A 22,596-nucleotide genomic window follows, 5' to 3' on the forward strand; every position below is an offset into this window, starting at 1 on the left:
ATCCACACAGTCCCCTGTAGGAGCGAGCGGTGCGGCGATCCGACTTGCCCGCGAAGGCGTCGTCACATTCAACACTTTGGTTGACTGATACACCGCTTTCGCGGGCAAGCCTCGCTCCTACAGGTACTAAGTCGACTGGAAATTCGGTGGTCGTCCTTGCACTATGGCGCGATCTCCGAATAAGCCCCAGGAAAGCCTTTCCATGCCCGACGACATCCATTTCTACGAACCCGCCAACGGCCACGGCTTGCCGCATGACCCGTTCAACGCCATCGTCGGCCCTCGCCCCATCGGCTGGATTTCCTCCCAGGACGCCAACGGCCGCCTGAACCTGGCGCCTTACAGTTTCTTCAACGCCTTCAACTACATTCCGCCGATCATCGGGTTTTCCAGCGTCGGCCGTAAAGACAGCCTGAACAACATCGAGCAGACCGGTGAGTTCGCCTGGAACCTGGCCACGCGTCCACTGGCCGAGCAGATGAACCAGAGCTGCGCCATGGTCGCGCCCGAGGTCAACGAGTTCGAACTGTCCGGGTTGACCCCGGTCGCTTCGAAAATCATTCAAGTACCACGGGTGGCTGAAAGCCCGGTGTCCTTCGAATGCAAGGTCACGCAAATCATTCAGTTGCAGCGGGCGGACGGGGACGTGGTGCCGAGCTGGCTGATTCTCGGCGAAGTGGTCGCCGTGCATATCGCCAAGTGGCTGTTGAAGGATGGGGTGTACGACACCGCCGCGGCAGAACCGATTCTGCGCGGCGGCGGGCCAGCGGATTACTTTCAGCTGGGGCCAGAGGCATTGTTCAAGATGTTCCGCCCGGGGGCGGTCAAGTGATTACCAGAGCAGGTCGGCGTCTTCTTTGACGTCTTTAAGGCGGGTCAGCTCTTTGGCGGCGGCCAGATCAGCCTCGTTGGCCGTCTTGAAGATTTGCCCTTCAAGCACTTTGTGAAAACGTGGCGCACCGGTGCCACCGATGGCTTTGACGGCGATCGCGGCGTGGTAACCAGCCTCGCCCGGTACAACGGCGGATACGGCTTCGAAGGTTTCAAAGGCTTTACGTGCCATGTCGCGGATCCTGGCTGATTAAGAATGGAGCCATTAAACCCTCAACCCGCCATTTTGTGTACCCGTGACCGGGACTGCCACAGCGCCTGGTCGGCCGATACATCCATGAATGTATGAAAATCCAGGCTGTTGACCACCAGCTCCTGCACCAGCTCGGCGAAAATCTCCATCGCTGGCGTGCCGAAATAAGCGTTCATCGCTTGCTGGTGAGTCCAGAAACCGGACACCAGCCACAATTCCGGATCGCATTGCGAATGCTGCAGGGAAAAGCTCAGGCAACCCGGCGCGCTGCGGGACGGCTCGATCAAGGCGCTCAGGCGCACACCGAGCTCCGCCGAACGCCCGGCGCGGGCACGAACAAACGCCATATGACTGACGGGGATCTGCGTAGACATGTTCAACCCTCCCAGGTACTCGAGTGGCAGCCGTGGGACGGGCTGCGACAGGATCAAAGGTTAAGCGCGCCGAGGGAAGCGCGGTTAGTCGATTCCTGCCGGCTTTTTGCACAATCCTGCGCGGCGTTTCGCAAAACCTGTAACAACCTGTAAAAGTCCTCGTGCCAATGAAACACGGCTTTCAAGCAAGTTTCCCTTGGGCTGGCCTGTCATAGAAGCGCCGTTTATTCACCCCGTGCAGAATCAGGCAAGGTTGAGGCAGGATGTGTCTACCGCATCGTCTTGCACAAACTTAAGCTCGCCCCATTACCAACGCACCACCGAGGATGCCTTGCATGTCGTCGCTCGATCACTTTCAAGCCCCGCTGGATGCCGACATGGAGAAACAGCGCGCAGAACTGGCCGCTATCATCCGTCGCAACACCACCGACGATGGCAATTATGCGACTGCCGTCGGTTCGCTGTTCATGTCCAAACACAGCAAGTCCCATGACTTTGCCCCGGTGCTGGCCCAACCTGCGTTGTGCATCATGGCGCAGGGTCGCAAAGAGGTCAGGCTGGCCGACGAATACTTCAATTACGACCCGCTGAATTACCTGGTGGTGTCGGTCTCGATGCCCCTGAGCGGACGAGTGGTGAATGTCACGTCTGAAGAGCCGATTCTCGCGGTGCGACTAGACATCGACCCGACAGAAATCACTGCGCTGATTGCCGACGCCGGCCCCCTCGGCGTACCGACCCGACCAACGGGACGCGGCTTGTATGTCGAACGGATCGACTCCGCAATGCTCGACGCCGTGCTGCGTCTCGCTCGATTGCTCAATACCCCGAAAGACATCGCCATGCTCGCGCCGCTGATTCGTCGGGAGATTCTTTATCGGTTGTTGCGCAGCCAGCAGGGGCATCGGCTGTATGAAATTGCCATCGCCAATAGCCAGAGCCACCGCATCAGCCAGGCAATCAAGTGGCTCAACGGCAATTATGAGCAACCGCTGCGCATCGATGACTTGGCGAAGGAAGTGAACCTGAGCGTGTCGACGTTGCATCACCGGTTCAAGGCGATGACGGCGATGAGCCCGTTGCAGTATCAGAAGCAGTTGCGCTTGCAGGAAGCGCGGCGATTGATGCTGGCCGAAGGGCTGGAAGCCTCGGCGGCGGGGTATCGGGTGGGGTATGAAAGCCCTTCGCAATTCAGCCGGGAGTACAGCCGGCTGTTCGGCGCGCCGCCGCTGCGGGATTTGGCGCGGTTGCGGTTGTCTGTCTGATCCGGATTCCGTGGAGTTGCGGATGACGCCATCGCTGGCAAGCCAGCTCCCACAGGGATTGTGGGTGATCACAAATTACGTGAACACCCATGAACCTTGTGGGAGCTGGCTTGCCAGCGATGAGGTCAGAAAATCCAGCCAGGCTCTAAAGTCAGGCGCCGAGCACGCGGCAAGCCTCGGCCGGCAACGTCACCGACACCGGATTACCAATGCTCAACCCAAACCCCTGACACGGCGTACTCAACGCCGTAAACGACACCCCGGAACACTCCACCGTCGTTTCAATCGTCGCGCCGATATCACGCACAAACGTCACCGTGCCGAGCAACCGGTTCCCCGCCGTCGCCTGCGGATGGGACAGTTGCAGGTCCTCAGGACGAATCAGCATTTTCACTTTCTCACCGACCACAATGCTGCTGCAGATCGGCACTTCCAGCGCATCGCCACCCGGCAAACCAATCTTGCCGTTGCCCAGCGCCGTGGCCGGGAAGATGTTGCCCGAGCCGATGAAATCCGCGACAAATTCGTTGGCCGGGTGCCGGTAGATTTCAATCGGCGTGCCCACTTGCTGCACCCGATGCTCACCCAGCACCACGACGATGTCGGCCATGGTCATGGCTTCGCGCTGATCGTGGGTCACCATAATGGTGGTGATGTTCAGGCGCTGTTGCAGTTGGCGAATTTCCACCTGCATCGACTCGCGCAGCTTGGCGTCCAGCGCTGACAGTGGTTCATCCAGCAGCAGGATTTTCGGGTGGTTGGCAATCGCCCGGGCAATCGCCACGCGCTGACGTTGACCGCCGGAGAGTTTGGCCACCGGGCGATCAATCATTTCCTGCAGTTGAATCAGCTCAAGCAACTCCACCACCCGCGCCTGCTGATCAGCCTTGCTGACGCCACGCAGTTTCAGCGGATAGGCGATGTTCTCCCCCACCGTCATGTGCGGAAACAGCGCCAGGGACTGGAACACCATGCCGAAATTGCGCTGATGCGCCGGCGTGTGGCCGATGTCTTCACCGTCCAGGCGAATCTCGCCGCCGCTCAGGGTTTCGAGCCCGGCGATCATCCGTAGCAAGGTGGTTTTACCGCAGCCCGACGGGCCGAGGAAACACACCAGTTTGCCTTCCGGCAAATGCAGGTTTACATCCTTTACCGCGCAGGCCGAGCCGTAATGTTTCTCGACGTTTTCCAGAATCAGACCAGACATATGAATCACCTCAAGAAATCAGAACGAAACGCCACCTTCACCAACCAGCTTCTCCAGCGCCCAGATCAGGACGAAGTCGATCAGCACGATCAGCACGGCAAACGAAAATACGGTGGGGTCGAGCGATGACACGGTGCGGCTGTACATCCAGATCGGCACGGTCATGACGTCGATGGTGTAGAGGAAATAGGTCACGGTGAATTCGTTGAACGAAACGATGAACGCCAGCAGCATGCCCGCCAGAATCCCCGACTTCATCAACGGCACCACCACATCGATAATCGCCCGCAGCGGTGAGGCACCGAGCATTTGCGCGGCCTCTTCGACTTCGCTGCCGATGGAGAGCATCGCCGCGGTGCAGTTTTTCACCACGAACGGCAACGCCAGAATCACGTGAGCAATCACCAATCGCGAGGTGGTCATCTGGAACGGCAGGCTGTCGAACACCAGCAACAACGCCAGGCCCAACACCACCATCGGAAACACCAGCGGCAGCGACATCAATTGCAGCGCCACGGCTTTGCCGCGGAATTCGCAACGGGTCAGCGCATAAGCCGCCGGCACCGCGACAATGGTCGCGAAGATCATGGTCAGGCACGCCACCATCAGGCTGGTGGTCATGGCTTTGCCCAGGCTCAGCACATCGCTGGAATCCGGCGACACGAAGGTGTGCCAGGCCGCCTTGTACCATTGCAGGCTGTAACTGCTCGGCGGGAAGTCGAGGTTCGACGCACCGCTGAACGACATGACAATCATGGTCAGGATCGGCAACACCGCCAGCAGCAGGATGAAGCCCGAGAGGATGCCAGCAAACTTGCCGGTCTCGCCGGGCAGCAGGCCATAACGCTTTTTGGTCAACGTGCTCATTGCGAAGCCTCCAGCATGCGCCGACGACGGCCAGTGATGAATTCGGACAAGGTCATGATCGCGAGGGTGGTGACGATCAGCACCACGCCGGCAGCGGACGCGGCGGGCCAGTTCATCAGCGGGGCGATCTGGTCATGCACCATCACCGCCAACATCGGCACGCGCCGGCCACCGAGCAACAACGGCACCACGAAGCTGCTGGCGTTGTAGGCGAACACCAACGTCGCGCCGGTGATGATCCCCGGCATGCTCATCGGCAGCACCACTTGGCGGAACACCTGAAAGCGACTCGCGCCCAGGGTGGCGGCGGCTTCTTCATACGTACGCGCAACGCCGCGCATGGCGCTGGCAATCGGCAGCACGGCCAACGGGAACGCGGTTTGCACCAGGCCCATCAGTACGCCGTTCTGGTTGTAGAGCAGCATGATCGGACGCTTGATCAGGCCCAGGCCCATCAGCGCCTGATTGAGCATCCCGCCCGGGCCGAGAATCACCAGCCAGCCGTAGCTTTGCAGCAGCAGGTTGACCAGCAATGGCAACAGCACGGCGGCGAGGAAGATCCGTCGCACGAACGGTGAGGTCAGCCGCGACATGGTGTAGGCCACAGGAATCGCCAGCACCACCGCGATCACCGCGCTGATCAGCGCCAGGCGCAGGGTCAGCAGCAAGGACTTGAGGTAATAGGGTTCGAGCAATTGGGCGTAACTGGCCAGGCTGAACCCGGTCCATTCCGCGCCTTTGGTGCCCACGCTCATGCGCAGGACCAGCAGACTGGCGGCAATCAGCACGCCCAGAAACAGCATCGACGGCGAGAGGAAAAACCAGGCACGCGCCGTCGGCGAAACACCCCGGTTAGCGCGCGATGGAGCGGCGGCGACCGGATGAGTCAAAGGTTGGTGTTCCATAGCAAGGGTCTCGTCAATGGAAAGCAGCTGGCGTACACAAGCCTCAAAACCACACTGGCCCCTTGTAGGAGTGAGCCTGCTCGCGATGGCGATCTGTCAGCCGACATCGAAGTTGAATGTCAGTGCGCAATCGCGAGCAGGCTCACTCCTACAGGGATCTTCAGTGGTTTGAAGATCTTGTGTTCGCCACTCGATCAGGAAGAAAAGATTTCCGTGTAACGACGAATCCATTGGTCATGCACGGAGGCCAGGAAGGCGTTGTCGTGCATGATCGCCTTTTCGGCAATCTGCTCCGGCGTGAGGATGTACGGGCTCTTGCGCGCTTCGGCGGAGATGATCGCCTTGGCGTTGACCGGGCCGTTGTAAATATCCTCAGCCATCTTGCCCTGCACCAGCGGGTCCAGAGAGTGGTTGATGAAGGCGTAGACCAGGTCGGTATCGCCCGGACGATTCTTCGGCATCACCGAAAGCATCAGGTCGGTGTAAAAACCTTCCTTCATGCCGAACGTGGCGCCCAGACCGTAGGCCGGATCGCGAATCTGTTTCGGGAAGAAGGCCGGTGCGTACAGGCCGCCCATGTCCAGGGAACCGGTGCGGAACAGTTCGGCGATCTGGTTCGGGTTTTCACCCAGGGTCACCACGCGATCTTTCAGCTCGGCGAGTTTCTTGAAGCCTGGCTCGATGTTGTGCTCGTCACCACCGGCCAGTTTGGCGGCGATGATGATCAGGTCCATCGCTTCGGTCCAGTTCGGCGGCGGCAGGAAGATGTTCGGCGACAGCTCGGCGTCCCACAGGGCGGCGTAACTGTCCGGTGCTTCCTTGATGGTGCGGGTGCTGTAGACCAGGCTGTTGCACCAGAGCAGGTAACCGATACCGTGGCCATTGGCGCCGGTGCGGTATTTCTCTGGTACGTCGACCAGGTTGGGAATGCGGTTGAGGTCGGGTTTTTCCAGCAGGTTGGCCGCGGCCAGACCTTCAGCGCCGACGCCGGCCAGGGTGATGATGTCGTACTGCGGACGATCACCCGCTGCCTTGAGTTTCGCAACCATTTCCGACGTACTGCCGGTGCGGTCAGCGATGACCTTGCAGCCGTACTTGTCTTCGAAGGTTGCCGCGATGTTGCGCAATGCGGCCAGGCCCGTGTCATCGGACCAGGTCAGCAAGCGCAGGGTCTTGCCCTGGAAGCGCGTGTCGCTGGCATTGGCCTTGACGAAGGGCAAGCTCATGGCCGCCGCTGCCACCGAGGCCACGCCCACGGTTTTGATGAATTGACGTCTGTTCAGATCATGCTCGCCCATTACGGACTCCCTTTGTTTTTGTAGGTATAAGGCAGGTCGAAACTGTTGCATCCGCGCGCCCGGATCAGCGTTATCCCTCGTATTTTCGGGGGTTTGGCTGAACCAGCGGGTTCATCCTGAAGTCGTGTAAAACACCTGACTATCGATAAAAACTCATTGAAGCCATGACGCCAGCGCATGCCTCATCGCGAGGCATGCGCTGACCCTTTTCGAGCCGTCAGACCGCTCGAATCACGTGTTTGATTTCCTGGAAAGCCTGCAAACCCCACGGCCCCAATTCGCGGCCGATGCTGCTCTGTTTGTAGCCACCCCAGGCGGTCTGCGGAAAGATCACCTGCGGCGCGTTGATCCACACGAGCCCCGCCTGCAAAGCGTTGGCGACGCGATCCGCCGCCTCCACGTCGCGCGTAACCACGCTGGCCACCAGACCGAACTGGCTGTCGTTGGCCAAGGCAATCGCCTCGGCTTCAGAGGCAAAACTGCGCACGCAAATCACTGGCCCGAAAATCTCTTCACACCACAACGCACTGTCGAGGGGCACTTCGGTGAAAATCGTCGGCTGCAAAAAATAACCGCGCGACAGGTCTGCCGGACGGTTGCCGCCGCAGATCAACTTGGCGCCCGCGCTCAAACCATGATCGATGTGGCCCAGCACCCGCTGGTATTGCGCTTGATTGACCAGTGCGCCCATTTCGACGTCCGGGTCGAACGGGTCGGCGACGCGAATGGCTTCGGCGCGGATTTTCAACTTTGATAAGAACTCATCCGCCAGTTCATCAGCGACCAGCACGCGGCTGGTGGCCGAACACATCTGCCCGGCGTTGAAGAAACCGCCGCCACAGGCCACTTCCACGGCCAGTCCGATGTCGACGTCCTTAAGTACCAGCAGCGAGGATTTCCCGCCCAGCTCCAGGCTCACGCCTTTGACGGTTTCCGCCGCCCGTTGCATGACCTGCACACCGACCGCGTTGCTGCCGGTGAAGGAGATTTTGGCAATACGAGGGTCGGCCGACAGCGGTGCGCCGACGGCCAGACCTGTGCCGCAAACCAGGTTGAACACACCGGCGGGCAAGCCTGCTTCGGCGATGATCGCGGCCAGTTCCAGCTCTGGCAGCGGCGTGACTTCGGAAGGCTTGAGCACCACGCAGCAACCAGCCGCCAGGGCCGGGGCGAGTTTCCAGGCGGTGGTGACCATCGGGAAATTCCACGGCACGATCAGGCCGACCACACCGCACGGTTCACGGCGCACACGAGCGCTGAAATCGTCGGTGGGCAGCTCGACGTTGCTGTCTTGTTTGGCATCGAGGCCTTCGGCCAGACCTGCGTAATACTCGAACGTGGCGATCACGTCATCGACGTCGATGGCGGCTTCGAACAGCGGCTTGCCGTTGTTGCTCGACTGCAACTTCATCAGGTGTTCACGCCCGGCCTGAACGCCCGCAGCGATCTGGCGCAGGATCGCGCCGCGTTCGGCACCGGTGGTTTTCGACCAGTCGCCGAAAGCCTTGGTGGCGGCGGTGACCGCTTGATCGACGGCTTTTTCATCGCCGCCATTTACGGTGGTCAACAGGGCTTCGGTCGCCGGGTTGATCACCCGCAAATGTTCGTTGCCCGCCGACCATTGGCCATTGATATAAAGGCCGTCCAGAGTCGTCGGAAAGTTCATTTCGACACCGCCTTCATCCACTGAGTCTGATCGATTTCAATCAGCGTCGGACCCTGACGGTCGGCGGCGGCACGCAGTGCGTTGCGCAGTTGCTCGACTCCGTTGACCGCTTCGGCCGCACAGCCCAGCGCCTTGGCCACACCGATGAAGTCCGGGGTGTAGATGTCCACGCCCACCGGCTCGATGGCGCGGTTGACCATGTATTTCTTGATCTCTTCGTAGCCCTGGTTATTCCACAGCAGGACGATCACCGGGGTGCGCGCTTCAACGGCGCTGGCCAGTTCCGGCAGGGTGAATTGCAGGCCGCCGTCACCGATCAGACACACCACCGGAGGACGCACGCCGCCTTCAACGCTGCCGCCGAGCCAGGCGCCAATCGCTGCCGGCAAGGCGTAACCGAGGGTGCCGTAACCGGTGGACGAGTTGAACCAGCGACGCGGACGTTCCGGGTTGAAGGTCAGGTTGCCGGTGTACACCGGTTGGGTCGAATCGCCGACGAAGACTGCGTCCGGCAATTCGTGCAGGACGGTTTCGAGGAAGCGGGTCTGGGCCAGGGTCGGCGCATCCCAAGTGGCGGCGAGGTCTTCGCGCAGACGGGCAGCGCGGACCTGGCCCCAGTCGTTGCGGCGCACGGCCAGCGAGTGCTTGGACAGCTCGCTCAGCAACGCTTGCGCGGCGTTGCGCGAGTCAGCCACCAGAGCGACTTTCGGCGGGTAGTTGCGCACGGTCTGGTCGGGGTCGATGTCTACACGCAGCAACACGCCGGGAATCTCGAAGCCGCCGGCAAACGTGACGTCGTAATCGGTCTCGGCCAGTTCGGTGCCAATGGCCAATACCACATCGGCTTCGGCGACCAAGGCGCGGGTCGCGACCAGGCTTTGGGTCGAACCGATCAACAACGGGTGATTGGATTCGAGCATGCCTTTGGCATTGATGGTCAGGGCCACTGGCGCGTCCAGCAGTTCGGCCAGTTCAGTCAGCTCGGCGGCCGCATCGATGGCACCGCCACCGGCCAGAATCAGTGGGCGTTTGGCACCGGCCAGCAGCGCGGTCATGCGGCTGATCGCACTCGGCGAGGCGCCGGCACGGTCGATGTTGACTGGAAGGCTGGCGAGCAAGTCGTCAGCTTCTTCAACCAGAACATCCAGCGGAATTTCGATGTGCACAGGACGCGGACGACCGGCCTGGAACAGCGCAAATGCACGCGCCAGCACGCCCGGCAATTCAGCCGCCGACATCAAGGTGTGGGAGAACGCTGCCACACCGCCGACCAAAGCGCTCTGGTTCGGCAGCTCGTGGAGCTTGCCGCGACCGCCGCCCAACTGGCTGCGCGATTGCACGCTGGAGATCACCAGCATCGGGATCGAGTCGGCGTAGGCCTGGCCCATGGCGGTGGTGATGTTGGTCATGCCGGGGCCAGTGATGATGAAGCACACACCCGGCTTGCCGCTGGTACGCGCATAACCGTCGGCCATGAAACCGGCACCCTGTTCGTGACGCGGCGTGACGTGGTTGATGCTCGAACGGGCCAGCCCGCGATACAGCTCCACGGTATGAACCCCGGGAATGCCGAACACCTGCTCGACACCGTAATCTTCGAGTAACTTGACCAATACTTCGCCGCACGTCGCCATGTCTTTGCCCTTTTTGTTCGTTTGAGACGCCGGGCCTGCGCAGTGTTTATGATGCGTGGGCAGGTCCAGGGATGGCCTCATTGGAACGGGCGACACGTAGCCGCAACAATGGATAAAAAGTCATACTAGCCATGTCCTCACGTCATACCTTGGATCCCCATGAAACGATTGCCTCCCCTGCCGGCGCTGCACACTTTTCTGATCACCGCGCAGTGCTGCAACTTCACGCGGGCGGCCGAACAGCTGTACATCACCCAAGGCGCGGTGAGTCGGCAGATCGCCGGGCTGGAAGAACATCTGGGTTATGAACTGTTTATCCGCCAGGCCCGCGGCCTCGACCTGACCGCCGAAGGGCGGGAGTGGCTGCCACGGGTCCAGCAGATTTTCGGCTTGATCGACGAGGCGGTCGAGCAGATCGGCGAGAAGCGCAAAACCCTGCAACTCAAGGCACCCACGTGCGTGATGCGCTGGTTGTTGCCGCGCCTGGTGCAGTGGCAAAGGGAGCGCCCGGATGTGCCGGTGGAACTGACCACCACGGTGAAACACGGCGTGGATTTTCATCGCGAGCAGTTCGATGCGGCGGTGATCTATGGCGTACCACCGCAGACGTCACTGACGTCCCATCGGCTGTTCGATGAGCAACTGACGCCGGTCTGCTCCCGGCCGTATCTCGAAGGACCGGTGCCGTTGCAGGCGCCGGAAGATCTGGAACAACACATGCTGTTGCACCCGACCCGCGACGAACGCGACTGGAAAGCCTGGCTGGCCAGCGCCGATGTTCGCTTGAGCAATGTCGGCAAGGGCCAGCATTTCGAAACCCTGGACCTGGCGATGTCGATGGCATCCCAAGGGACCGGTGTGGCAATTGGGGATTGGTCGTTGATTGGCGACGACCTGAGCGCCGGGCGGCTGGTCATGCCGTTTGAATTGAAGGTGAAGACGGGGTTGGCGTATTACCTGGTGTTCCCGGAAAAACCCGGCCCTTCGCCGAAGTTGCGCGAGCTGATGGGGTGGTTGGTGGAGCAGGCTCAGGCGCGCTGAGCCTTGCGCAGAATTGCACCCTGTAGCAGCTGGCGAAGCCTGCGTTCGGCTGCGCAGCAGTCGTAAAACCATACACCGCGGTGTGCCAGGAAAACCGTGGATACAGGGTTTACGACTGCTGCGCAGCCGAACGCAGGCTTCGCCAGCTGCTACAAGTTTGTGGTGTTGCGGGGATCAGTATCCGACTGTGAACCGCTGCCGCGAATGCTTCGGCGCTTCGATTTCATCGAGCATCGCAATCGCATAATCGGCGAACGTGATCCAGCTCCGCCCTGCACTGCTCACCAGCAAATCATCCTTCCCAACGCGAAACGAGCTCGTGCGCTCACCTTCGACAAACTCTGCCGACGGCGACAGAAAGGTCCAGTCCAGATCCTTTTCCTGACGCAGGTTCTCCAGAAACAAAGCTCCGGCACTGGCCTCAGCCTTGTACGCCTCCGGAAAGTCCTTGCTGTCGATGACGCGAGTGCCATCCGGCAGCAACAGAGAACCCGCACCGCCCACCACCAGCAAACGTTTCACCCCGGCCTTTTTCACCGGCCCGACGACGGCGCTGGCAGGAAGGGTCGCGAAGTGCGCCGCACTGATCACCACGTCATGGCCTTCGACGGCGGATTGCAACGCTTCGGCATCCAGGGCATCAACATTCCTGGTGACCACACCCGCACGCGGGCCGATCTTCGACGTGTCCCGGGCGATGGCCGTGACGCTGTGACCACGACGCAGGGCTTCCTCCAGCAGTTGGCTGCCGGCACGGCCGGTGGCACCGATGATTGCGATTTTGCTCATGATGTTCTCCAGTTGGCTTGGGGGTAAGCGTATTGACTCGTTTGGCACCCATCATTGTGGCGAGGGAGCTTGCTCCCGCTCGGCTGCGCAGCAGTTAACCTGAGAATGTGCTGTGGCTGACACACTGCGGGGGAGCGCTTCGCACTCCGGCGGGAGCAAGCTCCCTCGCCACAAGGTCTCCTCAGTCAATAAATCCGGTTACCACTTCATCTCGCCCTTGGCGACTTTGGCGCTCAGTTCCAGCGAGCTCACTTCGCCCACTGCCGGGAAGCGTTTTTTCATGGCAGCGATCAGCGCGGCTGAGTCTTTGGCCTTGGCGGTTTCTTCGTCGAAGGCCCTGATGTAATCGGCGGTGAACTGCACGGCGGCCAGCGAACGGGCGCTCTGACCCAGGTAATGACCCGGCACGATGGTTTTCGGTTTCAGGGTTTCGATGGAGTGCAGCGTAGTCAACCAATCGGCGTGGGATTGGGCGGTTTGGGTGTCGGCCATCCACACGTGGATGTTTTCTGCGACGACCACACCACCCACGACAGCCTTGATCGACGGGATCCACACAAAGGTCCGGTCAGGCTGCTTGCCGTCCAGGCCCACCACCTGCAACTTCTGCCCTTCGAGCATCAGGCTGTCGCCCTTGAGTACGCCTGGCACGATGGTTTTGGCCGGCACGTCGTCACCCATCTTCGGCCCCCAGAACGCCAGTTTGCCGTCGACGGTGTGCTTGATGTGATCAACGGTTGGCTGCGAGGCGAGCACTTTGGCGTTCGGGAATGCGGCGGTCAGGGTGTCGAGGCCGAAGTAGTAATCCGGGTCACCGTGGCTGATGTAGATGGTGGTCAGTTGCTTGCCGCTGGCGCGGATCTTTTCGACCACCTGCTCGGCCTGGGATTTGCCGAATTGCGCGTCCACCAGAATCGCTTCTTTCTCGCCGCTGACCAGAACCGAGGTCACCGGGAAGATCGCTTTGTCGCCCGGGTTGTAAACGTCCAGGGTCAGGGTCGATGCCGCCGCGGCGTGGGCCGCGAAGCCGAGGGTGGCGGTGGCCAGCAAAATGCGCTTGAGAGAGGTGAAGCCGATCATCTGTTGCTCCGTGGTCCGAATGCCGTGTTTGGCGATGGGACAGAGCTTAGTTGCCTGACTCAGTACAAAAAATGCGATGCTTGAACATAGTTTGTTTCTGAAAGCGGGCAAATCATGGATCGTCTACAAGCAATGAGGGTGTTCGTCTCGGTGGTCGACCTCGGCAGCCAATCGGCCGCCGCCGATCATCTGGACCTGTCACGGCCAGTGGTTTCGCGTTATCTGGCAGAGCTGGAAGATTGGGTCGGCGCACGCCTGATGCACCGCACCACGCGCAAATTGAGCCTGACCGCCGCCGGTAGCGAAATCCTGCCTCGCTGTCGGCAGATGCTCGACTTGTCCACCGACATGCAAGCGGCTGTCAGCGAGCCGGACGAGGCGCCACGCGGCCTGCTGCGCATCAGCGTCAGCACCTCGTTCGGCCAGGCGCAACTGGCGGATGCCATGGCGGCTTACGTCAAACGCTTTCCCGGTGTCAGCATCGATATGCAGATGCTCGACCGCACCGTGAACCTGGTGGATGAACGCATCGACCTGGCGATCCGCACCAGCAACGACCTGGACCCGAACCTGATCGCCCGGCGGCTGACGGTCTGCCGCTCGGTGATCTGCGCCTCCCCCGCTTACCTGCGCGAACACCCGACGCCGCTACGGGTCGAGGACCTGAGCCAGCACAACTGCCTGACCCACTCCTACTTCGGCAAAAGCCTCTGGCATTTCGAGGAGGACGGCGAGCCGGTGTCGGTGCCGGTGCAGGGCAATATCAGCGCCAATGAAGCCAGCACCCTGCTGCGCGCAACAATTGCCGGGGCGGGCGTGGCGATGCTGCCCAGTTATCAGGCCGGTGTGCATATCCACAGTGGCGAGCTGATTCGCCTGCTACCCCAGGCCGAGCCACGGCAGATGAGCGTGTACGCGGTGTACGCCTCACGCAAGCACATGCCGGCGGCGCTGCGCAGCATGCTGGATTTCCTGGTGCTGAGATTTCCCGAAGAACCAGCGTGGGATATCGGCCTGTAACCACATCAAACTGTGGGAGTGAGCCTGCTCGCGATGACGGTCTGACATTCAACATCACTGTTGCCTGACACTCCGCTATCGCGAGCAGGCTCACTCCCACAGTTTGATTGGGGATACCGCAGCTTTTGTGTTCGACACCAATCCCTGGTGGGAGTGAGCCTGCTCGCGATGATGGTCTGACATTCAACATCACTGTTGCCTGACACTCCGCTATCGCGAGCAGGCTCACTCCCACAGTTTGATTGGGGATACCGCAGCTTTTGTGTTCGACACCAATCCCTGGTGGGAGTGAGCCTGCTCGCGATGATGGTCTGACATTCAACATCACTGTTGCCTGACACTCCGCTATCGCGAGCAGGCTCACTCCCACAGTTTGATTGGGGATACCGCAGCTTTTGTGTTCGACACCAATCCCTGGTGGGAGTGAGCCTGCTCGCGATGATGGTCTGACATTCAACATCACTGTTGCCTGAAACTCCGCTATCGCGAGCAGGCTCACTCCCACAGTTTGATTGGGGATACCGCAGCTTTTGTGTTCGACACCAATCCCTGGTGGGAGTGAGCCTGCTCGCGATAGCGGTTTGTCATTCAACAGTGATGTCGACTGGCACGGCCTCTTCGCGAGCAAGTCGAATCGTCGCACCGCCGCTCCCACAGGGGGATATCAGTGTTCTGAATGTCGAGGTACATACGCAGGATGTGTTACTGGCAACTCACCCGCGCTGACCTATGCTGAAAGGAGTACCGAAGGGTATTCGTTCAGAGGTCAACGCCATGAACATCAAAACAAGAAGATACCTCGCCATTTTCATCACCTGCGCGGCGACGCTGGCGCTGTATGGCACTGCCGCCTGGCGTGTCGAGCAGCTGCGACAACTGCCCCGCGATTACGCGAGCTGTAACTTCGAGCGCTGCATTCCCCACAACGCGACCCTCAACGCCCTTCGGTAACGAAGGCGCTCAGGCCTCGTTGTCCTGATCGGCCTTCAAGCGGTCGCGGAAAGCCTTGGGCGAGATCCCCACCCGGCGTCGGAACAGGCGCGTGAAGTTGGTCGGATCGGAAAACCCCAACACGTCGGACATTTCGTAAATGGTCATGCTGGTGTAGGTCAGCAAGCGCTTGGCCTCCAGCAATTGGCGCTCATGCATGATCTGCAACGCCGGTTGCCCCGCCAGTTCACGGCAGGTGCCATTGAGGTGGGACACGGAAATCCCCAGCCGATGCGCCAGGTCCTCGACCTTGACGTGCTGGCGGTAGGTCTCTTCGACCAGCTGGATAAAACCATTGAGGTATTCCCGAGCCCGTTGCGGACGCTGACTGGCGTTGCGGCGCGAAATCACCTGACGGCTGACCCACACCATGATCACGCTGACCAGCGAATGCATGAGCATCTCGCGCGCGGGCTGGTGGCCGGTGTATTCGTCCTGTAGCGCCGAAAACAGACTGTTGAGGTAGTCGCTTTCCTTGCCCGCCGGGTAACTTTCGGCCTGGGACAGGGTGTTCACCGAGTTGCCCAGTTGCGCCTGAAGATGGGCAACCAACGGCGCGGCGAGGGTCACGACGAACCCTTCGACGTCCTCGGAAAACCGGTAACCATGCACCGATAACGGCGGCAGGATCAGGATGGCCGGTTCAGTCAGTTGCGTCTGTTTGCCTTCGATTTCAAGCTCTGCCTGACCTTTGAATACGAAGAGCAACTGGCATAAATCAGCGTGACGGTGGGGTTTGATTTCCCATTGGTGTTCGCGGCTGCGTTTGGAAATGGTTTCACAGTGCAGCAAGTCGGGGGTCGGCCAATCCAGGCTTTCACCGTAGAGCTTGAACACTGGAATCGAAGGCAGGTCAGGCTTGTTCATCACTTCAATCCAGGCCTCAGGGGTTTACGGGCGATAATCGCACCGATTGGCAGAATGTACAGGTATCGGCTCAGTTTTCACCTTCAATTGACAGACCCGCAAGGGAAAAATGCAAGCACTCGATCCATAAAAATCATTCACCGGCCGTGGCCGCGTGAAGCTTGCGAGTCATAAAAACAATGAAAATGCTGAAAACCCAAATCGCCATCATTGGCGCCGGTCCCGCCGGTTTACTGCTCGGCCAGTTGCTGCATAACGCCGGAATCGACACCCTGATCCTCGAACGCCAGGCCCCCGACTATGTGCTCGGACGGATCCGCGCCGGTGTCCTCGAACAAGGCATGGTAGAGCTGTTGCGCCAGGCCGGGGTGGGTCAGCGCATGGACGCCGAAGGGCTCGTCCATGGCGGTTTCGAACTGGCCCTCGACGGGCGCCGGGTGCACATCGATCTGCAAGCCCTGACCGGTGGCAAAACCGTGATGATCTATGGCCAGACCGAAGTCACCCGCGACCTGATGGCCGCTCGTCGGGAGGCAGGCGCGCAGACCATTTACCAGGCCGCCAACGTCGTACCGCACGGGATGAAAACCGCAGAACCATTCGTGACGTTTGAGAAGGATGGCGAGACGTATCGTCTCGATTGCGACTACATCGTCGGGTGCGACGGTTTCCATGGTGTGGCGCGGCAATCGATTCCCACGGAATGCCTGAAGGTCTTCGAACGGGTCTATCCGTTTGGATGGCTCGGGATTCTCGCCGATACGCCGCCGGTCCACGAGGAGTTGGTCTACGCCCGCCACGAGCGTGGTTTTGCCCTGTGCAGCATGCGCTCGGCGACCCGTACACGTTATTACCTCCAGGTGCCGGCGGACGAGAAAGTCGAGGACTGGTCGGATCAGCGCTTCTGGGACGAGCTCAAATCGCGTCTGCCCGCGGCGTTAGCCGAATCGCTGGTGACCGGGCCGTCTATCGAAAAGAGCATCGCGCCGCTGCGCAGTTTTGTGGTCGAACCGATGCAGTACGGGCGCATGTTTCTGGTCGGCGACGCGGCGCACATTGTTCCGCCTACCGGCGCCAAAGGCCTGAACCTGGCGGCCAGCGACGTCAGCACCTTGTTCACGATTTTGCTGAAGGTTTACCGTGAGGGGCGTCTGGATTTGCTGGAAAAGTACTCCGAAATCTGCCTGCGCCGGATCTGGAAAGCCGAACGATTTTCGTGGTGGATGACCTCGATGCTGCACCGTTTCGATGATCACGACGCCTTCAGTCAGCGCATCAGCGAGTCGGAGCTGGACTACTTCGTCCACTCCGAAGCGGGTCGAAAAACCATTGCAGAAAATTACGTCGGGCTTCCTTATGAGGCTATCGAATAGCCTGCTACCCGAGGGCGTGTCATCCATTATTTCCCGCGTCGCGCCGGGTGTGCTGTTGCGCAGGGCAAGGCGCGAGGAGCGCGGTTTGGTCATTCCAAATAAGCTCCGAGCAACGCAGCCCTGCGCAACAGCACGCCCGGCCCTTCGGGTTGTCGCCTGAAAGCGGGCCATGCTGCGTTGAAGTCCTCGGCAAGGAAACAACCCTTACCTTCGGACTTCGCCTTGCCTGGCCCGCTTTCAGGCGGCAACGCGACGCGGGAAATAATGGATGACACGCCCTGATACACTGGCGAGCATCCCCGCTCGCCTGGTGCCTTGCGGGTCAATCACTGCCCGCAGGTTCTGCCCGTGACCAATCTCAACCAGCCTGAAACGCCTAAATCGGCCATTCGCAGCGTGTTGATCGCCCTGATGCTGGCGATTTTTCTTGGCGCGCTGGACCAGACCATCGTCGCCGTCTCAATGCCGGCCATCTCCGCGCAATTCAAGGACGTCAGCCTGCTGGCCTGGGTGATTTCCGGCTACATGGTGGCGATGACCGTGGCCGTGCCGATCTACGGCAAACTCGGCGATCTGTACGGCCGACGCAAGTTGATGCTGTTCGGCATGGGGCTGTTCACCCTCGCTTCGTTGTTCTGCGGCATGGCCCAGAGCATGGAGCAACTGGTGCTGGCGCGGATCATTCAAGGCATCGGCGCGGGCGGGATGATTTCGGTCAGCCAGGCGATCATCGGCGACATCGTCCCACCCCGGGAGCGCGGTCGCTATCAGGGTTATTTCAGCAGCATGTACGCCGTGGCCAGTGTCGCCGGTCCGGTGCTCGGCGGCTACATGACCGAATACCTGTCCTGGCGCTGGGTATTTTTGATCAACCTGCCGCTGGGCCTGGGCGCCTGGTTGGTGGCCAATCGCACGTTGGTGGGTTTGCCTGTGCCACAACGCAAACCGATCATCGATTACCTCGGCACGTTGCTGATGATCATCGGTTTGACCGCGCTGCTGCTGGGCATCACCCAAGTCGGTCAGGGCCACTCGTGGCGCAGCGCCGAAGTGCTGGGCCTGCTCGGGTGTGCGGTGTTGGTGCTGGCGCTGTTTGTCTGGCATGAACGCCGGGCACGGGAGCCGTTGCTGCCGATGCATCTGTTCGCCAACCGCAACGCGATCCTGTGCTGGTGCACGATTTTCTTCACCAGTTTCCAGGCCATCTCGCTGATCGTGCTGATGCCGCTGCGCTTCCAGAGCGTCACCGGCGCCGGGGCCGACAGCGCTGCGCTGCACCTGTTGCCGCTGGCCATGGGCTTGCCGATCGGGGCTTATTTTGCCGGACGCCGCACGTCGGTGACCGGGCGCTACAAACCGATGATCCTGGCCGGCGCCCTCCTTATGCCGATCTCGATTCTCGGCATGGCGTTCAGTCCGCCCCAGGTTTTCTTGCTCAGCAGTCTGTTTATGTTGCTCAGCGGGATTGCCGGCGGCATGCAGTTCCCGACGTCCCTGGTCGGGACGCAGAACTCGGTGGAACAACGGGATATCGGCGTCGCCACCAGCACCACCAACCTGTTCCGCTCGCTGGGCGGCGCGGTGGGGGTGGCGTTGATGTCGGCGCTGCTGCTGGCGTTGCTGCAGGATTCGAGCTTTGCCCATCTGGCCGGCTCGTCGCTGATTGCCGAGGGCAGTTCGGGGAATGTGTTGCTGGATGGCTTGAACGCTGCGCCGGGGGATGCGCAGGACGCCTTGCGTGCTGAGTTGCTGCTGACCTTCCAGCATTTGTTGATGGTCAGTGCGGCGGTGTCGTTGTTGGGGTTGGCGGCGGCGATTGCGATGCCGAATATGGTGTTGCGTGGGCGGGAAGATAAGGTTCGATAGATAGACCGAGTTGCGGCTTTCGCGGGCAAGCCTCGCTCCTACAGGAACAGCGTAATCCCCGTAGGAGCGAGGCTTGCCCGCGAAGGCGTCCTCACAGACACAAATGAATCAAGGGCTGTAATACCCGACAGCCACCAGAAAATGCCCGACCTTTTTCAGGTAGGCATGCTTGTCTTCAACCTTGCCGGTCACCGGGTTTTTCCAGCGGTATTCGTATTCGCCGTCATCCTGTTTGGCGATCAATGCCAGGATCGGCTCGCCCACCGGTTTGCCTTCCGGGTCCTTGATCTTGCCGAAGTCTGTATTGATCAGCCGCAGATTGGTGCCGTGGGCCACGTAACGCTGGGTGTTCAAGTCGACGACGAATACGTACAGGTCATCCTGCAAGTAACCGCCCTTGAGGGAATTGATCGCGGTCAGCGTGCCCTTTTCGTCCTTGGCCAGGTCGGTCGACGCTTTGTTCAGCAAGGCCATCGCCTGCTCCGCCGACGCCCGTGGCAGGTAGTAACCCACGGCGATAATCCGCTGGCCAACGCGCTGGTAGAACACATGCTTGCGCTCGACCTTGCCGTCGGACCAGTTCTGCCAGCGATATTCAGCCTGCTGAATGCCATTGCCCTCCGGCACGTTCAAGGCGTCCTTGAAGGCTTTCTGCAAATCCGGCCCGAGGGTTTCAGACACATCACGCCCGATCAACGCCGAAGACGGCCCGCCGCTGGCGAGCATCACACCCTTGGTATCGACCACGAAGACGTAACGATCCTTGTCGACAAACTCGCCCTGGCGACTGAAGGCGGCGAAGGCCTTGTCGCCGTTGTCGTGGTAATAAGCCAGGGCTTTTTCCAGCAAGGCTTTGGCCGCCTGACTGTCGTCCTTTTCCACTGTGGCGGCTTGAACCTGCCCCAGGCACAGCAATAGCATCCCGCCGAGCACGGCTAACTTGTGCAGCCCCCCCATAATGCATCCCTCGTTCTTTTCGGTGTTTCAAGAGCGTAGACGGCAATGGGATATGTACGAACATTCAGAACCCTGTAGCAGCTGTCGAGCCCCAGCGAGGCTGCGTCCGGCTGCGAAGCAGTCGTCAATCCAATCAACTCGGTTTACCTGAAACACCGTGTTGGCTGATTTTACGACTGCTACGCAGCCGGACGCAGCCTCGCTGGGGCTCGACAGCTGCTACAGGTCCGACAGCGGCTACACAGGGTCGCCGAAGGTTTACTGCCGGGCGCGCAGTTGTTGCTGCAGATTCTGGATCTGCGCCTGAAGGGTGTTGATGTTGCGGGTGGTTTGCCCGCGGAAAGCGTCGAACTCCGCAATATTGGTGGCGCCTTGCGCAGGAGACGGGCGGTTGTCCTGCTCGCTTTTGAGCACGATCATGTCCTGTTCCAGACGCTCGATAGCGGCGCTCGGGTTGCCTTGTTTCTTCAGCGCTACGATGTCGGCGCCGAGGCTTTTGAGCTGGGCGTCGAATTTACTGCTGTCGTCCGGGGTGCTTTTCAGCGCGGCCAACTCGGTGCTCAAGGCTTTGACCTGCGCCTGCAATTGCGTGTTGGTGGTCTGGTGTTCGGTGCTCTGGGCGGTGATCTGCGCCAGGCGTTTGTCCAGATCGGTGGTTTGCGCAGTCATCTGTGCCAGACGCTTGTCCAGATCGCTGGTCTGACCGACAACGCCTTGCTGCTGCTTGCCTTGATCCAGCAGTTGGGTTTCCAACTGCTTGATTTGCAGCTTCAAAGCTTCGCTGTCGCTGGTGACGTTGGTCTGGCTGGCGACCACCTTGCCGGAAATGTCCTGCAAGCGCCCCGCCGCATCCTCACTGATGCGCGCGAAACTTTCCTGGGTGGCCACCAGTTGCTGTTCCATCAGCGAAATCTGCTGAAAGCTCCACCAGGCAAGGCCGGCGAAGGCAAAGAACAACGCGCCAACCAAAGCCCAAAGAGGGCCGGTGCTGGCGCTTTTGACTTTGACGACCGGCGCCGTCCGCGAATGCACGGAGGTGCGGGTCGTGGTCGGAAAATCATCGTCATCGGGGACGTCTGCGCGCAGGCTCGGTAAATCGAAGTCGTCGTTGGCATCGTTACGCATGGACATTGAGTCAACCTTTGTAGAACGCGGTGATCGCTATATGCGGCGAGTATAAACCCCACTGCCGCACCGATTGACCCTCAACGCCAAACTCGGTTCAGTGCTGGCAGACGGGTAACTGGAAAGTCAGCGAATGTCCTGGGCCTTCCACCAGCCGCAGAATTCATCCAGGGCCGTCCAGAGACTGACTTTCGGATCGTAATCCAGATAATGCCGGGCGCGGCTGATGTCCAGGGTGAAATTTTTGTTCATGACCTGCATGCCCAGTCGCGACAGCGTCGGCTCGGGACGACCCGGCCACAGCTTGCACACCCCTTCATTGAGCGCGGCAACGCTGTAAGCCAGACCGTAGGAACGGTAGCGCGTCACTTGTGGGACTTCCATCTTGCGCATGACGTAATTGACCACGTCCCACAACGGCACCGGCGCACCGTTACTGATGTTGTAGGCCTTGCCCAGTGCCGAACCACTGGCCAGCAAGCTGCTCAGCAACGCTTCATTGAGGTTCTGCATGCTGGTGAAATCGACCTTGTTCAGGCCGTTGCCGATGATCGCCAGTCGCCCCTTGCGCTGCATCTTCAGCAGTCGCGGGAAGATGCTCATGTCACCGGCCCCGGTCACGAAACGCGGGCGCAGGGCCAGGGTTTCAAGACCGAACTCCTGTGCGCCAAAGACTTTTTGCTCGGCGAGGAATTTGGTGGCGGCGTAGGGATGCTTGAACCGTTTAGGCACCTGTTCTTCGGTCAGCCCAAGATGATCACGACCATCGAAGTAGATCGACGGCGACGACAAATGCACCAGGCGCCGAACGCGCTGCTTCAGGCAGGCCTCGACCACGTTTTCGGTGACCTGCACGTTGCCTTGGTGAAAGTCCTGATAACGCCCCCACACACCGACCGCGCCGGCGCAATGCACCACCGCCTCGACATCGGAACACAGCTCGCGGGCCAGTTCCGGGTCGCTCAAGTCGCCCTGGATGAACTCGGCGCCACGGCGCACCAGGTGTTCGACGCTTTCGGCCCGGCGACCGTTGACCCGCACGTCCAGGCCTTGCTCCAGGGCGAAACGCGCAAAGCGTCCGCCAATGAAGCCGCTTGCGCCGGTGACCAGAATTTTCATGTAGAGCTCCAACAAATGCAGCTGTGAGCTTCAAGCTACAAGCTGCAAGTTAAAAACGGTCCGCAAGCG

General features: G+C 60.4%; 21 protein-coding genes. 7 read left to right on the forward strand and 14 right to left on the reverse strand.

Annotated elements, in window-relative coordinates; translation table 11 throughout:
• Window positions 1-202: 202 nt before the first annotated feature.
• Window positions 203-832: a flavin reductase family protein gene (locus tag ACYZTY_RS21845; RefSeq protein ID WP_461955434.1), complete on the forward strand. Its 630-nt coding sequence runs from the start codon at window positions 203-205 to the stop codon at window positions 830-832.
• Here ACYZTY_RS21845 and ACYZTY_RS21850 read toward each other — a convergent pair whose 3' ends face one another.
• Window positions 833-1,063: a hypothetical protein gene (locus ACYZTY_RS21850; RefSeq protein WP_461955435.1), complete on the reverse strand. Its 231-nt coding sequence runs from the start codon at window positions 1,061-1,063 to the stop codon at window positions 833-835.
• A 41-nt stretch (window positions 1,064-1,104) separates the two neighbouring features.
• On the reverse strand, window positions 1,105-1,458 hold the full coding sequence (locus ACYZTY_RS21855; RefSeq protein ID WP_461955436.1) for a putative quinol monooxygenase: 354 nt from the start codon (window positions 1,456-1,458) through the stop codon (window positions 1,105-1,107).
• Window positions 1,459-1,793: 335 nt separating this feature from the next.
• Here ACYZTY_RS21855 and ACYZTY_RS21860 point away from each other — a divergent pair, with 335 nt between their 5' ends.
• Window positions 1,794-2,723: an AraC family transcriptional regulator gene (locus ACYZTY_RS21860; protein WP_461955437.1), complete on the forward strand. Its 930-nt coding sequence runs from the start codon at window positions 1,794-1,796 to the stop codon at window positions 2,721-2,723.
• Between the two features lie 151 nt (window positions 2,724-2,874).
• On the opposite strand, the gene ACYZTY_RS21865 is transcribed toward ACYZTY_RS21860, so the two are convergent.
• From ACYZTY_RS21865 to ACYZTY_RS21890, 6 genes are all read right to left on the reverse strand, one after another.
• Window positions 2,875-3,930 (reverse strand): ABC transporter ATP-binding protein, encoded by a 1,056-nt coding sequence (locus tag ACYZTY_RS21865; protein ID WP_461955438.1) that lies wholly within the window; start codon window positions 3,928-3,930, stop codon window positions 2,875-2,877.
• 18 nt (window positions 3,931-3,948) lie between these two features.
• The gene (locus ACYZTY_RS21870) at window positions 3,949-4,797 is read right to left on the reverse strand and encodes an ABC transporter permease (RefSeq protein WP_109634370.1); all 849 of its coding nucleotides are present in this window, start codon (window positions 4,795-4,797) and stop codon (window positions 3,949-3,951) included.
• A complete protein-coding gene (locus ACYZTY_RS21875) occupies window positions 4,794-5,702 on the reverse strand; it encodes an ABC transporter permease (RefSeq protein ID WP_461955439.1) in 909 nt (302 codons plus the stop codon). Before ACYZTY_RS21875 ends, ACYZTY_RS21870 begins: the two co-directional genes overlap by 4 nt.
• A 194-nt stretch (window positions 5,703-5,896) precedes the next feature.
• Window positions 5,897-7,000: an extracellular solute-binding protein gene (locus tag ACYZTY_RS21880; protein ID WP_131063254.1), complete on the reverse strand. Its 1,104-nt coding sequence runs from the start codon at window positions 6,998-7,000 to the stop codon at window positions 5,897-5,899.
• A 217-nt stretch (window positions 7,001-7,217) separates the two neighbouring features.
• The gene (locus ACYZTY_RS21885; protein WP_461955440.1) at window positions 7,218-8,666 is read right to left on the reverse strand and encodes an aldehyde dehydrogenase family protein; all 1,449 of its coding nucleotides are present in this window, start codon (window positions 8,664-8,666) and stop codon (window positions 7,218-7,220) included.
• Complete coding sequence (locus tag ACYZTY_RS21890) at window positions 8,663-10,300, reverse strand: 5-guanidino-2-oxopentanoate decarboxylase (protein ID WP_461955441.1); 1,638 nt, start codon at window positions 10,298-10,300, stop codon at window positions 8,663-8,665. Before ACYZTY_RS21890 ends, ACYZTY_RS21885 begins: the two co-directional genes overlap by 4 nt.
• Before the next feature lie 159 nt (window positions 10,301-10,459).
• Between ACYZTY_RS21890 and ACYZTY_RS21895 the strand changes: the two genes are divergently transcribed.
• Window positions 10,460-11,341: a LysR substrate-binding domain-containing protein gene (locus tag ACYZTY_RS21895; RefSeq protein WP_461955442.1), complete on the forward strand. Its 882-nt coding sequence runs from the start codon at window positions 10,460-10,462 to the stop codon at window positions 11,339-11,341.
• Between the two features lie 174 nt (window positions 11,342-11,515).
• On the opposite strand, the gene ACYZTY_RS21900 is transcribed toward ACYZTY_RS21895, so the two are convergent.
• Both ACYZTY_RS21900 and ACYZTY_RS21905 read right to left on the reverse strand, forming a co-directional pair.
• Window positions 11,516-12,130, reverse strand: coding sequence for an NAD(P)-dependent oxidoreductase (locus ACYZTY_RS21900; protein ID WP_461955443.1), 615 nt, complete (start codon window positions 12,128-12,130; stop codon window positions 11,516-11,518).
• Between the two features lie 198 nt (window positions 12,131-12,328).
• Window positions 12,329-13,210 (reverse strand): MBL fold metallo-hydrolase, encoded by an 882-nt coding sequence (locus ACYZTY_RS21905; RefSeq protein ID WP_461955444.1) that lies wholly within the window; start codon window positions 13,208-13,210, stop codon window positions 12,329-12,331.
• Between the two features lie 114 nt (window positions 13,211-13,324).
• On the opposite strand from ACYZTY_RS21905, the gene ACYZTY_RS21910 reads away from it, so the two are divergent.
• Both ACYZTY_RS21910 and ACYZTY_RS21915 read left to right on the forward strand, forming a co-directional pair.
• Window positions 13,325-14,230 carry a LysR family transcriptional regulator gene (locus ACYZTY_RS21910; protein WP_461955445.1) on the forward strand — a complete coding sequence of 302 codons (906 nt, stop codon included), beginning with the start codon at window positions 13,325-13,327 and terminating at the stop codon, window positions 14,228-14,230.
• Between the two features lie 774 nt (window positions 14,231-15,004).
• A complete protein-coding gene (locus ACYZTY_RS21915; RefSeq protein ID WP_167362940.1) occupies window positions 15,005-15,181 on the forward strand; it encodes a hypothetical protein in 177 nt (58 codons plus the stop codon).
• Window positions 15,182-15,190: 9 nt separating this feature from the next.
• Here the strand turns inward: ACYZTY_RS21915 and ACYZTY_RS21920 are convergent, their stop codons facing one another.
• The gene (locus ACYZTY_RS21920) at window positions 15,191-16,087 is read right to left on the reverse strand and encodes a helix-turn-helix domain-containing protein (protein WP_461955446.1); all 897 of its coding nucleotides are present in this window, start codon (window positions 16,085-16,087) and stop codon (window positions 15,191-15,193) included.
• 188 nt (window positions 16,088-16,275) lie between these two features.
• On the opposite strand from ACYZTY_RS21920, the gene pobA reads away from it, so the two are divergent.
• Together pobA and ACYZTY_RS21930 are read left to right on the forward strand one after the other, a co-directional pair.
• Window positions 16,276-17,460: a 4-hydroxybenzoate 3-monooxygenase gene (gene pobA, locus ACYZTY_RS21925; protein ID WP_461959374.1), complete on the forward strand. Its 1,185-nt coding sequence runs from the start codon at window positions 16,276-16,278 to the stop codon at window positions 17,458-17,460.
• Window positions 17,461-17,808: 348 nt separating this feature from the next.
• On the forward strand, window positions 17,809-19,326 hold the full coding sequence (locus tag ACYZTY_RS21930) for an MDR family MFS transporter (RefSeq protein WP_461955447.1): 1,518 nt from the start codon (window positions 17,809-17,811) through the stop codon (window positions 19,324-19,326).
• Between the two features lie 108 nt (window positions 19,327-19,434).
• Here ACYZTY_RS21930 and ACYZTY_RS21935 read toward each other — a convergent pair whose 3' ends face one another.
• From ACYZTY_RS21935 to ACYZTY_RS21945, 3 genes are all read right to left on the reverse strand, one after another.
• On the reverse strand, window positions 19,435-20,283 hold the full coding sequence (locus tag ACYZTY_RS21935; protein ID WP_461955448.1) for a cache domain-containing protein: 849 nt from the start codon (window positions 20,281-20,283) through the stop codon (window positions 19,435-19,437).
• Between the two features lie 258 nt (window positions 20,284-20,541).
• Entirely contained in the window at window positions 20,542-21,414 is an 873-nt protein-coding gene (locus tag ACYZTY_RS21940) for an ATPase (protein WP_461955449.1), read from the reverse strand.
• A 120-nt stretch (window positions 21,415-21,534) separates the two neighbouring features.
• Window positions 21,535-22,527 (reverse strand): NAD-dependent epimerase/dehydratase family protein, encoded by a 993-nt coding sequence (locus ACYZTY_RS21945; protein ID WP_461955450.1) that lies wholly within the window; start codon window positions 22,525-22,527, stop codon window positions 21,535-21,537.
• Window positions 22,528-22,596: the final 69 nt, after the last annotated feature.

This window comes from Pseudomonas sp. LB1P83, assembly GCF_054897885.1.

Coding starts and splice junctions, on each gene's coding strand:
- ACYZTY_RS21895 (WP_461955442.1), top strand. CDS start 10,460: ATGAAACGATTGCCTCCCCTGCCGGCGCTGCACACTTTTCTGATCACC.
- ACYZTY_RS21855 (WP_461955436.1), bottom strand. CDS start 1,458: ATGTCTACGCAGATCCCCGTCAGTCATATGGCGTTTGTTCGTGCCCGC.
- ACYZTY_RS21940 (WP_461955449.1), bottom strand. CDS start 21,414: ATGTCCATGCGTAACGATGCCAACGACGACTTCGATTTACCGAGCCTG.
- ACYZTY_RS21845 (WP_461955434.1), top strand. CDS start 203: ATGCCCGACGACATCCATTTCTACGAACCCGCCAACGGCCACGGCTTG.
- ACYZTY_RS21935 (WP_461955448.1), bottom strand. CDS start 20,283: ATGGGGGGGCTGCACAAGTTAGCCGTGCTCGGCGGGATGCTATTGCTG.
- ACYZTY_RS21900 (WP_461955443.1), bottom strand. CDS start 12,130: ATGAGCAAAATCGCAATCATCGGTGCCACCGGCCGTGCCGGCAGCCAA.
- ACYZTY_RS21860 (WP_461955437.1), top strand. CDS start 1,794: ATGTCGTCGCTCGATCACTTTCAAGCCCCGCTGGATGCCGACATGGAG.
- ACYZTY_RS21885 (WP_461955440.1), bottom strand. CDS start 8,666: ATGAACTTTCCGACGACTCTGGACGGCCTTTATATCAATGGCCAATGG.
- ACYZTY_RS21890 (WP_461955441.1), bottom strand. CDS start 10,300: ATGGCGACGTGCGGCGAAGTATTGGTCAAGTTACTCGAAGATTACGGT.
- ACYZTY_RS21870 (WP_109634370.1), bottom strand. CDS start 4,797: ATGAGCACGTTGACCAAAAAGCGTTATGGCCTGCTGCCCGGCGAGACC.
- ACYZTY_RS21880 (WP_131063254.1), bottom strand. CDS start 7,000: ATGGGCGAGCATGATCTGAACAGACGTCAATTCATCAAAACCGTGGGC.
- ACYZTY_RS21920 (WP_461955446.1), bottom strand. CDS start 16,087: ATGAACAAGCCTGACCTGCCTTCGATTCCAGTGTTCAAGCTCTACGGT.
- ACYZTY_RS21910 (WP_461955445.1), top strand. CDS start 13,325: ATGGATCGTCTACAAGCAATGAGGGTGTTCGTCTCGGTGGTCGACCTC.
- ACYZTY_RS21865 (WP_461955438.1), bottom strand. CDS start 3,930: ATGTCTGGTCTGATTCTGGAAAACGTCGAGAAACATTACGGCTCGGCC.
- ACYZTY_RS21905 (WP_461955444.1), bottom strand. CDS start 13,210: ATGATCGGCTTCACCTCTCTCAAGCGCATTTTGCTGGCCACCGCCACC.
- ACYZTY_RS21875 (WP_461955439.1), bottom strand. CDS start 5,702: ATGGAACACCAACCTTTGACTCATCCGGTCGCCGCCGCTCCATCGCGC.
- ACYZTY_RS21945 (WP_461955450.1), bottom strand. CDS start 22,527: ATGAAAATTCTGGTCACCGGCGCAAGCGGCTTCATTGGCGGACGCTTT.
- ACYZTY_RS21850 (WP_461955435.1), bottom strand. CDS start 1,063: ATGGCACGTAAAGCCTTTGAAACCTTCGAAGCCGTATCCGCCGTTGTA.
- ACYZTY_RS21915 (WP_167362940.1), top strand. CDS start 15,005: ATGAACATCAAAACAAGAAGATACCTCGCCATTTTCATCACCTGCGCG.